The 14,360-nt window shown below is 58.5% G+C and carries 14 protein-coding genes; 7 read left to right on the top strand and 7 right to left on the bottom strand.

Translation table 11 applies throughout. The annotated features are described in order from the left end of the window. Nucleotides 1-20: 20 nt before the first annotated feature. On the bottom strand, nt 21-872 hold the full coding sequence (locus ACEN8E_RS24200) for an MIP/aquaporin family protein (RefSeq protein WP_495590155.1): 852 nt from the start codon (nt 870-872) through the stop codon (nt 21-23). A gap of 346 nt (nt 873-1,218) precedes the next feature. Between ACEN8E_RS24200 and ybaK the strand changes: the two genes are divergently transcribed. Both ybaK and ACEN8E_RS24190 read left to right on the top strand, forming a co-directional pair. Next, on the top strand, nt 1,219-1,689 hold the full coding sequence (ybaK, locus tag ACEN8E_RS24195; protein WP_495590154.1) for a Cys-tRNA(Pro) deacylase: 471 nt from the start codon (nt 1,219-1,221) through the stop codon (nt 1,687-1,689). Nucleotides 1,690-1,795: 106 nt separating this feature from the next. After that, complete coding sequence (locus ACEN8E_RS24190) at nt 1,796-2,578, top strand: PhzF family phenazine biosynthesis protein (protein WP_495590153.1); 783 nt, start codon at nt 1,796-1,798, stop codon at nt 2,576-2,578. A gap of 116 nt (nt 2,579-2,694) precedes the next feature. Here ACEN8E_RS24190 and ACEN8E_RS24185 read toward each other — a convergent pair whose 3' ends face one another. Together ACEN8E_RS24185 and argF are read right to left on the bottom strand one after the other, a co-directional pair. Continuing rightward, the gene (locus ACEN8E_RS24185; RefSeq protein WP_495590152.1) at nt 2,695-3,804 is read right to left on the bottom strand and encodes an ABC transporter ATP-binding protein; all 1,110 of its coding nucleotides are present in this window, start codon (nt 3,802-3,804) and stop codon (nt 2,695-2,697) included. After that, nucleotides 3,801-4,721: an ornithine carbamoyltransferase gene (gene argF / locus ACEN8E_RS24180; RefSeq protein ID WP_495590151.1), complete on the bottom strand. Its 921-nt coding sequence runs from the start codon at nt 4,719-4,721 to the stop codon at nt 3,801-3,803. The genes ACEN8E_RS24185 and argF overlap by 4 nt, the downstream gene beginning before the upstream one ends. 630 nt (nt 4,722-5,351) lie before the next feature. On the opposite strand from argF, the gene ACEN8E_RS24175 reads away from it, so the two are divergent. Both ACEN8E_RS24175 and grxD read left to right on the top strand, forming a co-directional pair. Further along, a complete protein-coding gene (locus ACEN8E_RS24175; RefSeq protein WP_495590150.1) occupies nt 5,352-7,460 on the top strand; it encodes a molybdopterin oxidoreductase family protein in 2,109 nt (702 codons plus the stop codon). A 97-nt stretch (nt 7,461-7,557) separates the two neighbouring features. Next, nucleotides 7,558-7,896 (top strand): Grx4 family monothiol glutaredoxin, encoded by a 339-nt coding sequence (gene grxD, locus ACEN8E_RS24170; protein WP_008018545.1) that lies wholly within the window; start codon nt 7,558-7,560, stop codon nt 7,894-7,896. Between the two features lie 193 nt (nt 7,897-8,089). Here grxD and bfr read toward each other — a convergent pair whose 3' ends face one another. After that, the gene (bfr, locus tag ACEN8E_RS24165; RefSeq protein ID WP_007997488.1) at nt 8,090-8,566 is read right to left on the bottom strand and encodes a bacterioferritin; all 477 of its coding nucleotides are present in this window, start codon (nt 8,564-8,566) and stop codon (nt 8,090-8,092) included. Between the two features lie 198 nt (nt 8,567-8,764). Continuing rightward, entirely contained in the window at nt 8,765-8,983 is a 219-nt protein-coding gene (locus ACEN8E_RS24160) for a bacterioferritin-associated ferredoxin (RefSeq protein WP_421139367.1), read from the bottom strand. Nucleotides 8,984-9,296: 313 nt separating this feature from the next. Between ACEN8E_RS24160 and ACEN8E_RS24155 the strand changes: the two genes are divergently transcribed. Continuing rightward, a complete protein-coding gene (locus tag ACEN8E_RS24155; protein WP_007971324.1) occupies nt 9,297-9,899 on the top strand; it encodes a peroxiredoxin in 603 nt (200 codons plus the stop codon). 192 nt (nt 9,900-10,091) lie between these two features. On the opposite strand, the gene rnt is transcribed toward ACEN8E_RS24155, so the two are convergent. Together rnt and pyrC are read right to left on the bottom strand one after the other, a co-directional pair. Further along, entirely contained in the window at nt 10,092-10,769 is a 678-nt protein-coding gene (rnt, locus tag ACEN8E_RS24150; protein ID WP_111279785.1) for a ribonuclease T, read from the bottom strand. Then, nucleotides 10,766-11,812, bottom strand: coding sequence for a dihydroorotase (gene pyrC / locus ACEN8E_RS24145; RefSeq protein WP_495590149.1), 1,047 nt, complete (start codon nt 11,810-11,812; stop codon nt 10,766-10,768). The genes rnt and pyrC overlap by 4 nt, the downstream gene beginning before the upstream one ends. Before the next feature lie 159 nt (nt 11,813-11,971). On the opposite strand from pyrC, the gene ACEN8E_RS24140 reads away from it, so the two are divergent. Next, a complete protein-coding gene (locus ACEN8E_RS24140) occupies nt 11,972-12,877 on the top strand; it encodes a flagellar protein MotY (protein WP_495590148.1) in 906 nt (301 codons plus the stop codon). A gap of 129 nt (nt 12,878-13,006) precedes the next feature. Then, nucleotides 13,007-14,224, top strand: coding sequence for an argininosuccinate synthase (locus tag ACEN8E_RS24135; RefSeq protein WP_007985864.1), 1,218 nt, complete (start codon nt 13,007-13,009; stop codon nt 14,222-14,224). The last annotated feature ends 136 nt before the right edge of the window (nt 14,225-14,360 follow it).

The following is a 14,360-nucleotide window of genomic DNA, read 5'->3' as shown; positions in this document are numbered from 1 at the left end:
AGGGGCACGCGCCAACGGTATCAGGAAGTTCTCGGTTTGCCGTCGATGGCCGGTATTGCTTCCTTTGTAGCAGGTGTGGCGTTTGGCAGATGACGGGCAATCAGCCCGCGATAGGCCGCCGCGCCGAGGCAGGCACCGACAATCGGTGCGAAAACCGGAATCAGGAAGTACGGAATGTCGCGGCCGCCAGTGAAGGAAATTTCACCCCACCCGGCGAAGAAAGTCATCAGTTTGGGGCCGAAGTCTCGTGCTGGGTTCATGGCAAAACCGGTCAGCGGTCCCATCGAGCTGCCGATCACCGCAATCAGCAGGCCGATCAGCAGCGGCGCCAACGGACCTTTGGGCAGTCCGTTGTTGTCGTCAGTCAGGGACATGATCACGCCCATCAGGATGGCCGTAATGATCACCTCGACCAGAAATGCCTGGGCGGTGGTCAACACAGGGTTCGGGAAGGTGGAGAACACGGAGGCCAGTTCAAGGCTGGCTTGAGTGCCGCGAATCATGTGCTGCGTTTGTTCGAATTCGAAGAACAGATTGCTGTAGAGCGTGTAAACCAACAGCGCTCCACAGAAGGCCCCCGCCACTTGGGCCAGTACATAGAAAGGCAATTTACGCTTTTCGAAGTCCGCAAAAATGCTCAGGGCAATGCTCACGGCAGGGTTCAGGTGAGCCCCGGAAACCCCGGCGGTGAGGTAGATCGCCATGCTGACGCCGACGCCCCAGATGATGCTGATTTCCCACAAGCCAAAACTGGCACCCGCGACTTTGAGCGCGGCAACACAACCTGTACCAAAGAAGATCAGCAGCGCCGTACCCAGAAACTCGGCCATGCATTGGCTCGAGAGCGACGGTTGTTGTAAAGCAGTTGTCATTGAAACCTCAATTATTTTTGTTGTCTGGCGCTTTTTTCCATCAGGTCGAAGCGCGGTTTTCGCCGAGACAAGACCCATCCTGGTCGCGGTTTACTGTCAGGTGCTGCGGTAGGACATTTCGTGCAGTTTCAGAAACGAAAAAATATAGACAAGAAACGCTACTGTCAAAGGTCGAAAGTGAACCATCAGTCATAAATAAACTATTCGTCGCATGAATGAACAAGTCGTTCGGCAAGGGGATGGCCAGGCGATAGCGTTATGGATGAGCTGCCGTAGAGCCTTTTAACGATCAATGTCCTAGAATCCGGCGCAGTATTTTTCTTCTGCCGCCCTGTCTGGAGCTGCCATGACCCCCGCATTGGATTTGTTGAAAAAGGTTCGGGCCGAACATCGCGTACACAGTTACGAACATGACCCGAAGGCTGCCTCCTACGGGCTTGAGGCAGCGGAAAAACTCGGGCTCGATCCGGCACAGGTGTTCAAGACGTTGCTGGCGGCCAGCGAAAAAGGCGAGTTGCTGGTGGCTGTGGTGCCGGTTGTCGGCAGCCTGGACTTGAAAGGGTTGGCCCATGCCGCCGGCGTGAAAAAGGTTGAAATGGCCGATCCGGCGGCAGCGCAGCGCTCCACTGGCTATCTGTTGGGCGGGATCAGTCCGCTGGGGCAGAAAAAGCGGTTGCGTACGTTCATTGATAATTCGGCCCAAGCCTTCGCCAGCATTTTTGTCAGTGCGGGTCGGCGTGGACTGGAAGTTGAACTGGCACCGGCCGTGCTGGCCGAACACACCCAGGCGAAGTTTGCCGATATCGGCCGTGCATGACCGTTGGAGTTTGCGCGGCGCTGTATGGTGAAAATCAGTCAGCTCTGTGACTGGTGCCAGTTCGACCGGCGCTGCATGCTCAGCGATCTGACAAAGGGAGAAGGTTATGCAACTGGAGTTCCATCAGGTCGACGCGTTCAGCCATCAGCCATTCAGCGGCAACCCGGCGATGGTCTATCGACTCGATACCTGGCTTGCCGATGAATTGATGCAAAAAATTGCTGCCGAACACAACCTCGCCGAAACGGCGTTTGTCGTGCGCGAAGGGCATGGCTGGCACATCCGCTGGTTCACCCCGACCACCGAGGTACCCTTGTGCGGTCATGCGACGCTGGCTAGCGCCTTTGTGTTGTTTGAGATCTACAAGGAATCCGTCGAGCGACTGGACTTTATCTGCAAATCCGGCCCGTTGAGCGTAACGCGTGAAGGTGATCGCCTGTGGCTGGATTTCCCGTCGATCATCCCCACGGAAATCGGCGTGACCCTGGATGTCGAACGCGCCCTCGGCGTTGAGGCTGTCGATGTGCTGGGCTCGAATGAGTTGTTTGTGGTGCTGGAGTCCGAGCAGGCGGTGCTTGACTGCAAACCGGACATGGTGGCCCTGGCAAAATTGCCGTGGCTGGGCGCCATCGTGACGGCGCGAGGCAACCAACACGATTTCGTGTCCCGTTATTTCGCACCGGCGATCGGCATCAACGAAGATCCGGTCACCGGATCGACCCACTGCAGCCTGATTCCGTACTGGTCGAAGCGTTTGGGCAAGCCGAGCCTGACGGCGTGTCAGCGCTCGACGCGAGGAGGGGAGTTGTTCTGCCGGCTGGAAGGTGATCGGGTGAAGATCGGCGGGAATGCGACGCTCGTGGCGAGCGGAACGCTGATGCTGGGTTGAGTCCGGTTCAATGTGGGAGCGAGCCTGCTCGCGAATGCGGACTGACAGTCAGCATAACAATTGGCTGACACGCCGCTTTCGCGAGCAGGCTCGCTCCCACAATTGTTTCGTGTGTATCAGTTGGCCGTGCTGTAGCGCCGGACACCTGATTCAACGGCAGGGATCTGAGCTGCCGTGCTGCCTGACGCCTGGAACAGCACCAGATGTTCAGCCGCGACACGAATACCTACATCCGCCCCAACCTGACAATCGACATGGCTCGGGAAGATCGATTCCAGTTGTGCGCCTGTCGGCAGCTGCAAGCGATACAGGGTCGATGCACCCAGGAAAGTCTTGCCGGCGATTCGCGCCTTCAATGCGCTGTCCGGTGCATGGACGATATCGTCCGGGCGCAGCAGTACGTCCACGGCACCACCGACCGGCCAGGTGTAGGCCCGGTTGCCGCGCAACTCACCCAGCTCGGTTAGCACCGATTCGGGGCTACTCAATTGACCGCGAATGAAATAGCCCTGGCCGATGAAGCTGGCCACAAAGGGCGTCAATGGTTCGTGGTAGAGGTTGTAGGGCGTATCCCACTGTTCCAGTCGACCTTCCTTGAACACGCCAACGTGGTCACTGACCGCGAAGGCTTCTTCCTGATCGTGTGTCACCAGAATCGCGCTGGTGCCACGGGCCTTGAGGATGTCGCGTACTTCGTGGCTGAGCTTGCGGCGCAATTCGCCATCGAGGTTGGAGAACGGCTCATCGAGCAATAGCAGTTGTGGATCCGGCGCCAATGCACGGGCCAGGGCGACACGTTGCTGCTGCCCGCCGGAAAGTTCATGGGGGAAGCGTTTGCCGAGGTTCTTCAGGTTGACCAGTTCCAGCAGCTCTTCGGTAACACGATCCTTTTGCGGGTGCTTGCGAATACCGAAGGTGATGTTGTCGGCCACGCTCAAATGCGGGAACAGCGCGTAGTCCTGGAACACCATGCCGATGCGACGTTTCTCCGGGGCGAGGGTGAAACCGGCGCTGGAGATGGTCTCGCCAGCCAGCTGGATTTCGCCTTCATGTACCGGTTCGAAGCCGGCAATCGCCCGCAGTGTGGTGGTTTTGCCACAACCGGAAGAGCCCAGCAGGCAACCGATGTCGCCAGCGTTCAAATGCAGGTTCAGGTTCTGCACCACACGTTGGTCCTGGTAGCCGCAGGCAAGGTTGCGCAGGTTAAGCAGTAATGGCTGGCTCATGCGTGGTGGTACGAAGGCGGAACGAGAAATTCGAGCAAGGCTTTTTGCGCATGCAGACGGTTTTCGGCTTGATCCCAGGCCACCGAGCGCGGGTCGTCGAGCAGGTCGACGCTGATTTCCTCGCCACGGTGCGCCGGCAGGCAATGCATGAACAGCACGTCTTCAGCCGCCAGGTCGAGCAGGGCACGGTTGACCTGGTACGGTGCGAACAGCTTCAGGCGTTTGGCGGTTTCCTCTTCCTGGCCCATGGAGGTCCAGACGTCGGTGCTCACCAGGTGTGCACCACGCACGGCATCTTTCGGGTCGCGAACGATGGTGACCCGATCGCCGGCCCTGGCCACGAATTCAGGATTGGGCTCGTAGCCTTCCGGGCAGGCAACGCGCAACTGGAAGTCGAACTGGATCGCCGCTTCTATATAGCTGTTGCACATGTTGTTGCCGTCGCCGATCCAGGCCACGGTCTTGCCCTGGATGGAGCCACGGTGTTCGAGGTAAGTCTGCATGTCCGCCAGCAACTGGCACGGGTGCAGGTCATCGGACAGGCCGTTGATCACCGGTACGCGGGAGTTGGCGGCGAATTCGGTCAGGTTGCTGTGGGCAAAGGTACGGATCATCACCGCGTCGAGCATGCTCGACATGACGATGGCGCAGTCGCCGATCGGCTCGCCACGGCCCAGTTGAGTATCGCGTGGCGACAGGAAGATCGCCTGGCCGCCGAGCTGGATCATGCCGGCCTCGAAGGAGATCCGGGTGCGGGTCGAGGACTTCTCGAAAATCATCCCCAGGACGCGGTTTTTCAGAGGCTCGAACAGTACGCCGCGGTTACGCAGGTCCTTGAGCTCAACGCCTCGACGGATCACGCTGACCAGCTCTTCGGGCGTGCAATCCATCAGGGAGAGAAAGTGCCTTGCGCTCATCATTGACTACCTTTTTGCTACAAACCGCAGATGCTCAAAGCCTTGTTTGACGGAACAACGGGCGAGACCTGCGGCGTAAGCCGCACGGGGCGACGAAATAGGGGAAGGCGCGATCTTATAATTAAATGTCGCGTCTTACCAATAGGGCTACAGTTTTTAGGGAGTTTCAGAGGTGCTACGGGTTCACCGAGGTAGCGCTTTTGAAGCCTGTTTCCTGATAGCAGCGGCTCATTTGTACACCGGCCTCTCCGGGCTTGGCAATCATGCGGGACGGTAATGGTGTGCTGGCAGTCGGTATCCGACCTGTCATTCCTGGTCTTGAGTGGCGTGTCGCCAGTCTGAAATATTTGCGAATGCAAAGTGCCGGGATATAAATAAGTCCCGAGCGGCGCAGGAAGCTTCCCGATGGAATCGAAAGTACAACTGTTAATGGAACGACTGGACCTCGCGGCAAACTCGCTGACCCACCTCACCGCTTCGAAGACGACCAAACCGAACCGGGGCGGTCATCGGCTGGCCTGATAACCTTCGATTCACAAGACGAACGTCGCTGGCATGGTGGCGGGGCTGGCGCCATAGTTTTGTTTCCGCGGCCATTGTTGCCCGCCCATGACAAGACAGAGACTGGCCATGACCAAGACTCTCCATCACCGTGCGTGCCATTTGTGCGAAGCCATCTGTGGCCTGACCATCGAAACCACCGAGGTCGAACGCGGTAACGTCCAGATCACCTCGATCAAGGGCGACCCCCAGGATACGTTCAGCCGCGGGCACATCTGCCCCAAGGCCGTGGCGTTGCAAGACATCCAGAACGATCCGGATCGCCTGCATCAGCCCATGCAGCGGGTGGGGAATGAGTGGCAGCCCATCGAGTGGGACGCGGCATTCAATCTGATCGCCGAACGCCTCGCCGCCATTCAGGCGCACCATGGGCAAAACGCCGTGGCGGTCTACCAAGGCAACCCCAGTGTGCACAATTACGGGCTGATGACCCACAGCAATTACTTCCTTGGCCTGCTGAAAACCCGCAACCGGTTTTCCGCTACGTCGGTCGATCAATTACCCCATCACCTGACCAGTCATTTGATGTACGGCCACGGGTTGTTGCTGCCAATCCCGGACATCGATCACACTGATTTCATGCTGATACTGGGCGGTAATCCACTGGCTTCGAACGGCAGCATCATGACCGTGCCGGATGTGGAAAAACGTTTGAAGGCGATACAGGCCAGGGGTGGCAAAGTGGTGGTGGTCGACCCGCGCCGCAGTGAAACGGCGGCCATTGCCGATCAGCATCTGTTCGTGCGCCCGGGTGGTGATGCGGCGCTGTTGTTCGGGCTGCTCAACACCTTGTTCGCTGAAGGTCTGGCCCGCGACAGCCATCTGCCGGTTGACGGTCTGGAGGAGGTGCGGGTAGCCGTCGCGCCGTTCACCGCCGAGGCCATGAGCCCGTTGTGCGCCGTACCGGCCGAACAGATCCGCCAATTGGCGCGGGACTTCGCCGCGGCACCGAGTGCAGTCTGCTATGGCCGCATGGGCGTCTCGACCCAGGCCTTCGGTACGCTGTGCCACTGGGTGGTGCAATTGATCAATCTGGTCACCGGCAACCTCGATCGCGTGGGGGGTGCCTTGTGCACCGAACCGGCGGTGGACCTGGTGGCGACGACTTCGGGCGGGCATTTCAATCTGTGGCAGAGCCGGGTTTCCGGACGCCCGGAGTACGCCGGAGAGCTCCCGGTTTCAGCGCTGGCCGAAGAGATGCTCACCGAAGGGGAAGGGCAAGTCCGCGCGTTGATCACCGTGGCAGGCAATCCGGTGCTGTCCACGCCCAACGGACGAAAGCTCGAACAGGCACTGGACGGGCTGGAGTTCATGGTCAGTATCGACTTGTACATCAATGAAACCACGCGTTACGCCGACCTGATCCTGCCGTCCACATCGGCGCTGGAAAACGACCATTACGACACCACATTCAACCTGTTCGCAGTGCGCAATGTCAGTCGTTTCAACCGCGCCATCCTCGCCAAACCCGCAGGTGCATTGCACGATTGGGAGATCTTCGTCGGGCTGGCCAAGGCATTTGCCGCCAGGACCGGCAAGGAGTTGAAGCCCACCATCGCTCCGGCGCAAATGATCGATCGCGGCCTGCGCATGGGGCTGTACGGCGACACTTCAGAGCACAAGCTGTCGCTGGCAACGTTGTTCGATCATCCCCACGGTGTTGATCTGGGAGCGCTCAAGCCTAACCTGGCGCCACGTCTGAATACGGCCAATCAACGTATCCAGGCCGCGCCTGCGGTGATTCTCGCCGACCTGGCACGCTTCGCCGCCCTGCGGGCACCGGCCGCCGACGAGTTGTTGATGATTGGTCGCCGGCATGTACGCAGCAACAACTCATGGATGCATAACTACCATCGGTTGGTGAAAGGCAAGCCTCGTCACCAGTTGCTGATGCATCCGGACGATCTGGCCAGTCGCGGGCTCAGTGACGGGCAGCGCGTGCGGGTCAGTTCGCGGGTCGGCGTGATTGAGGTCGAAGTGCTTGGCAGCCTGGACATGATGAAAGGCGTGGTCAGCCTGCCTCACGGCTGGGGTCATGCGCGGCCGGGCGTGCAAATGTCGATTGCCAGCAGTCAGCCGGGCTCCAGTGCCAACGACCTGACCGACGAATGCCAGATTGACGAATTGTCGGGAAATGCCGCGCTCAATGGCGTGCCGGTGACCGTGGCCGCCGCATGAATCATACTGACGGAGAGACCGAGCAGGGCGCTCGGCTTTCCGTTACAATGCGCCACCGTGCCGACCCATGAGTCGGAAAGTTCAGCCGAGGTGCTCCATGGATATCATCGAAACGATTAAAGAGCAGATTGCCAACAACACCATTCTGCTTTACATGAAAGGCTCGCCGAATGCCCCGCAGTGCGGCTTCTCCGCGAAAGCTGCACAGGCCGTGATGGCGTGTGGTGAAAAGTTTGCGTACGTGGACATCCTGCAGAACCCGGAAATCCGCGCCAACCTGCCAAAATACGCCAACTGGCCAACCTTCCCACAGCTATGGGTTGCCGGTGAACTGGTCGGCGGTAGCGACATCATGACCGAGATGTCGGCTGATGGTTCGTTGCAGGCGCTGATCAAGGAAGCCGCTGCCAAAGCCGCTGCCAAGACTGAAGCCTGATCTGCTTTTGTGGGAGCGAGCCTGCTCGCGAATGCAGTCTGCCAGTCACTGTGAAGTTGACTGATATGACGCCTTCGCGAGCAGGCTCGCTCCCACAGGGATTTCGGCCAGTGCAGAAATCCGGGCAATAAAAAGCCCCGCCACTCGAAAGAGGGCGGGGCTTTTTAATGCCTCGAGATTAATGGCGTAGAACTTACTCGTCTTCGCCCATCTGCGATTGCAGGTAGTTCTCGATCCCGATCTTGTCGATCAGGCCCAACTGGGTTTCCAGCCAGTCGATATGTTCTTCTTCGGACTCGAGGATATCTTCAAGCAGCTCACGGCTACCGAAGTCACCGACTGTTTCGCAATGAGCGATAGCCACCTTGAGATCCGCGTGACCAATGCGTTCGATACGCAGGTCGCACTCGAGCATTTCCTTGGTGTGTTCGCCGATGTGCAGCTTGCCCAGGTCCTGGACGTTCGGCAGGCCTTCAAGGAACAGGATGCGCTTGATCAGCTTGTCCGCGTGCTTCATCTCGTCGATGGATTCGTGGTACTCGTGCTTGCCGAGTTTATTCAGGCCCCAATCTTCATACATGCGCGCATGCAGGAAATATTGATTGATCGCGACCAGTTCATTGGCAAGGATCTTGTTGAGATGCTGGATGACTGTAACGTCGCCTTTCATGATGGGGTCCTGCCCTTTATTAGCTGTCAATAGAGCAGAGTTTGAGCCGCGTATTTAATAGTGTCAAACCTAAGTTATTGAAACTTATATGAAAATTAATCGGAATAAGAATGTTTGTGTTCCGCGTCTAGAGCATAACTAGTTGATTTTGAGGCATAAAAAAACCGGACATTTGTCCGGTTCTTTGAAATTCGATATTCAAGCGGCTGTAAATTCTACTGGATATGGAATTGCGGCCTGGGCCGTTTGCAGTTTTGTCAGGGTCTCGCGGACCACTTCCTTGGCGAGGCAGGCACATTTGCCGCATTGGCTGGCAACGCCCGTGGCTACGCGGACTTCCTTGTAGCTGCAGCATCCTTCATAGATCGCATCGCGGATTTGACCGTCGGTGACGCCAGTGCAGAGGCAAACATACATAAGGAAGGTCCGTCGCTGATTGTGACTCAATTGCGATGGATCTTAATGTTAACGAGAATGATTGTCAAAGTGGTTTCAGAACACTTTTCGTCATAAGCAGGTATGGCTGACGAACGGTCTGTCTGGCAAGTCGGGAGGCGCAAAACCTGTTGAGGATTTCATCGTACAGGGAAAAAACAGCTAAGCCAGCTCAAACACGCGGTGTATGATGACCGGTCTTTTGCGACCGGGGATCGTGTCACAGGGCTGTCGCCTCAGGGTGGCAGGCTGATGCGAACCCTGTTTCTCACGCTATTACACCAGGAGATATCCAATGAGCGTACTCGTAGGCAAACAAGCCCCTGACTTCACCGTACCGGCCGTACTCGGCAATGGCGAGATCGTTGACAGCTTCACCCTGTCTTCGGCGATCAAAGGCAAATACGGCCTGGTGTTCTTCTACCCGCTGGACTTCACCTTCGTTTGCCCGTCCGAGCTGATCGCTCTGGACAACCGCATGTCCGAATTCAAGGCACGCAACGTTGAAGTGGTCGCTGTGTCGATCGACTCGCACTTCACCCACAACGCCTGGCGCAACACTCCAGTAAACAACGGCGGTATCGGTGAAGTTCGCTACACCATGGCTGCCGACATCAAGCAGGAAATCATGAAGGCCTACGACGTTCAGTCCGCTGACGGCGTGGCTTTCCGTGGCGCGTTCCTGATCGACGACAAAGGCGTTGTCCGCTCGCAGATCATCAACGACCTGCCGCTGGGCCGTAACATGGAAGAGCTGCTGCGTCTGGTCGACGCCCTGCAATTCCACGAAGAGCACGGCGAAGTCTGCCCTGCCAACTGGAAGAAAGGCGACAAAGGCATGAACGCTTCGCCAGAAGGCGTTGCGGCTTACCTGACCGAGCACGCTGCCGCTCTGTAAGGCACACGCTCCAGCTACAAAAAAACCGGCCACAAGGCCGGTTTTTTTATGCGCGGAATAAACCTGGAACTCTGTACCTCTGTACCTCTGTAGGAGCGAGCTCGCGATGGATTCAAGAACGCCGCGGGGTGCCAGGCTTTCCGCGTTATTGTTGACCACCATCGCAAGCAAGCTCGCTCCTACAAAGAACAATCAATCGTCGAAGTCTTCCCAGCCACCCATTTGTTTCCAGCGATTGACGATGCCGCAGAACAGCTCTGCCGTCTTCTCGGTGTCATACCGGGCCGAGTGAGCCTCACGACCGTCGAAGTCGATGTCCGCTGCCTGGCAGGCCTTGGCCAGCACGGTTTGGCCATACGCGAGGCCTGCGAGTGTGGCGGTATCGAAACTGGAGAACGGATGAAACGGGTTGCGCTTCATGTCCAGACGCGCAACCGCCGCATTCAGGAAGCCCAGGTCGAAGCTGCTGTTATGCCCGACCAGGATCGCTCGTTTGCAGCCATTGGCCTTGAGGGCCTTGCGCACGCCACGGAAGATATCATTCAGGGCCGACTCTTCACTCACAGCCATGCGCAGCGGGTGATCGAGCTTGATCCCGGTGAACTCCAGGGCCGCGGCTTCGATGTTCGCGCCTTCGAATGGCTCGACACGGAAGAAGTAGGTGTGATCCGGGTAAACAAAACCCTTTTCATCCATGGCGATGGTGGTCGCGGCGATTTCCAGCAGGGCGTCGGTGGCCGAGTTGAAACCACCGGTTTCTACGTCGACGACAACCGGCAGGTAACCGCGAAACCGCGCGGCCATCGGATGACGGGAACCGCCTCCGCCGCCGTTGCCTTCCAGTTCGTCATCGAAATGGTCTTCACTCACGCGTGTTCCTCCAGCAGGCGCCAGCGCAGTTTTTCACCGGCGCGCAGCGGGATAACGGTCAGCTCGCCAAACGGCAGGCTGGCAGGGGCGGTCCATTCTTCGCGGACCAGGGTGATGCGATCGGTGTTGGCCGGCAGGCCATAGAACCGCGGGCCGTTGAGGCTGGCGAAGGCCTCGAGCTTGTCCAGCGCATTACGCTGTTCGAAGGCTTCGGCGTACATCTCGATGGCTGCAAAGGCGGTGTAGCAACCGGCGCAGCCGCAGGCCGCTTCCTTGGCGTGCTGGGCGTGGGGCGCCGAGTCGGTGCCGAGGAAGAACTTCTCGCTGCCGCTGGTGGCAGCGTCGAGCAGGGCCCCCTGGTGGGTATTGCGCTTGAGGATCGGCAGGCAATAGAAGTGCGGCCGAATCCCGCCCACCAGCATGTGGTTGCGGTTGTACAGCAGGTGGTGAGCGGTGATGGTCGCGCCGACGTTGGCCGGGGCCGAGTTGACGAACTGCACGGCGTCAGCGGTGGTGATGTGTTCGAACACCACTTTGAGGGTCGGGAAACGCTCGACCACACGGCGCATGTGCTCATCGATGAAGATTTTTTCGCGGTCGAATACATCGACATCGCCACGGGTGACTTCACCGTGAATCAGCAACGGCATCCCGACTTCGGCCATGGCCTCGAGTGCAGGGAAAATCTTGTCGATGCTGGTAACACCAGAGTCCGAGTTGGTGGTCGCGCCGGCCGGGTACAACTTGGCGGCGTACACGAATCCGCTGGCCTTGGCCTCGCGAATTTCCTCGGGTTGGGTGCGGTCGGTCAGGTACAGGACCATCAGCGGCTCGAACGTGCTGCCGGCCGGGCGGGCAGCGAGAATCCGCTGGCGATAGCCGTCGGCTTCGGCCGCGTTGCGCACTGGCGGAACCAGGTTGGGCATGATGATGGCGCGGCCAAAGGTGCGCGCGACATCCGCGACGGTATTGGTCAACACGGCACCATCGCGAAGATGAATGTGCCAGTCGTCGGGACGCAGCAGGGTCAGGCGGTCGGACATGAGGGGATTCCAGGCGGGTCAAACTCAGGGGAATGCTACCGGAAAAGACTCTTGCAGGCACTCGCTATCAAGTTTTACGGGATGCTTCCGATATCCAACAGGTATGCCGTTAACATGTGTGTGTCGGTCTTTTAGCTGTAGAAGCCAGTGGAGCCTCCCGTGCGCCAGCGTTATTTAGCCTTGCTCAGTGTGTTTGCCAGCCTTCCCGCGATGGCGCTCACTTTCCAGACCCGTCTGGAGAGCATTGAGTGGACGGTTGAAGGTGACAAGTTCGAATGCCGCCTGGCTCAGCCGATTACCGACTTCGGTTCGGGCGAGTTCGTGCGTCGTGCTGGCGAGCAGGCGATTTTTCGTCTGAAAACCTATAACCCGATGATCGGCGGCGGTTCGGCGACGTTGCTGGCCGCTGCGGCACCGTGGCAACCGGGGCGTGAGGATATCAATCTGGGCACAGTGAAAATCGGTAGCGGCAACGTGTTGTTCAACAGTTCACAGGTTCAGGCCGGACGTCTGATCAGCGGATTGATGGACGGTCGCAGCCCGGTGGTTCGCCACTCCTCGGGGGAAGGCCGGGTGTCGGAAGTGCGCTTGCTGCCGGTCAGGTTCACCAATGCGTTTGCCGATTACCAAAGCTGCGTGGCCAAACTGTTGCCGCAGAACTTCGAGCAGGTCAAGCAATCCGAAGTCGGCTTCCCCGGCGGTGGAATCGAGCTCGACAGCGCCGCGAAGGCCAGGCTGCAGGTGATGCTGGAGTACATGAAGGCCGATCCGACGGTCAATCACATCGAACTCGACGGTCACTCCGACAACAGCGGCAACCGCCTGACCAACCGCGACCTGTCGCGACGCCGGGCCCTGGCAGTCATGGAGTTCTTCAAGGCCAACGGCATCCAGGAGTCGCAAATCACCCTGCGCTTCCATGGCGAACGTTATCCGCTAGCGCCTAATACCAACAATGCCAACCGCGCGAAGAACCGACGGGTAGCGGTACGCCTGGAGCGTGGAGCGCCTGCGGAACAAGTTGCCCCTCAAACAACGAAAGCGGCCACTTCGGCAACGTCCTGACTCTTCGGTCATCGTCGCTCTCTCGACATATTCTGTCGCTTCGTCGTCATAAGCTGTCGCGCCACTGTAAATTATTCTGCATGAGCGGTAGACTTCCCGGCTTTCCGTAGAACCCCGTGGAGTGATGGCATGGCGGACGTAAACAAGGTCGTTCTGGCGTATTCCGGCGGCCTGGACACTTCGGTGATCCTCAAGTGGCTGCAGGATACTTATAACTGTGAAGTCGTGACCTTCACCGCTGACCTGGGTCAGGGCGAAGAGGTCGAACCTGCACGCGCCAAGGCTCAGGCCATGGGTGTCAAAGAGATCTACATCGACGACTTGCGCGAAGAGTTCGTGCGCGATTTCGTTTTCCCGATGTTCCGCGCCAACACCGTTTACGAAGGCGAGTACCTGCTGGGTACTTCCATCGCTCGTCCGCTGATCGCCAAGCGCCTGATCGAAATCGCCAACGAAACCGGTGCAGACGCCATTTCCCATGGCGCCACCGGCAAGGGTAACGACCAGGTTCGTTTTGAACTCGGCGCCTACGCCTTGAAGCCAGGTGTGAAAGTGATTGCTCCCTGGCGCGAATGGGACCTGCTGTCCCGTGAAAAGCTGATGGATTACGCCGATAAGCACGCGATCCCGATCGAGCGCCACGGCAAGAAGAAATCCCCGTACTCCATGGATGCCAACCTGCTGCACATCTCCTATGAAGGCGGCGTGCTGGAAGACACCTGGACCGAGCACGAAGAAGACATGTGGCGCTGGACCGTTTCCCCGGAAAACGCACCAGACAAGCCGCAGTACCTGGAACTGACCTACCGCAACGGCGACATCGTCGCGCTGGACGGCGTCGAGATGACCCCGGCTACCGTGCTGGCGACCCTGAACCGTATCGGTGGCGAACATGGCATCGGCCGTCTCGACATCGTCGAGAACCGCTACGTGGGCATGAAATCCCGTGGCTGCTACGAAACTCCGGGTGGCACCATCATGCTGCGCGCCCACCGTGCGATCGAATCGATCACCCTGGACCGCGAAGTGGCTCACCTCAAGGACGAGCTGATGCCCAAGTACGCCAGCCTGATCTACACCGGCTACTGGTGGAGCCCTGAGCGTCTGATGCTGCAGCAGATGATCGATGCATCCCAGGTCAACGTGAACGGCGTAGTGCGCCTGAAACTGTACAAGGGCAATGTGATCGTCACTGGCCGCAAGTCCGACGATTCGCTGTTCGACGCCAACATCGCGACCTTCGAAGAAGATGGCGGCGCGTACAACCAGGCGGATGCCGCGGGCTTCATCAAGCTCAATGCCCTGCGCATGCGCATTGCGGCGAACAAAGGCCGGAAGCTGTTCTGAGTCCTTTGACATCGTGATGAGAACCTGACCTCGTCCAGGACGAGGTCAGGCACCTGAAAATGGGGGGTGACGCCAGTTACTACGTTGTCAGGTGTTCTTGTTGCCGCTGACGATTTCCTGCATATCTCCTTCCAAT

The organism is Pseudomonas sp. Pseusp9, from assembly GCF_059491265.1.
Note: the sequence above shows the minus strand (reverse complement) of the source record. Positions and strands in the feature narration are given on the sequence as shown.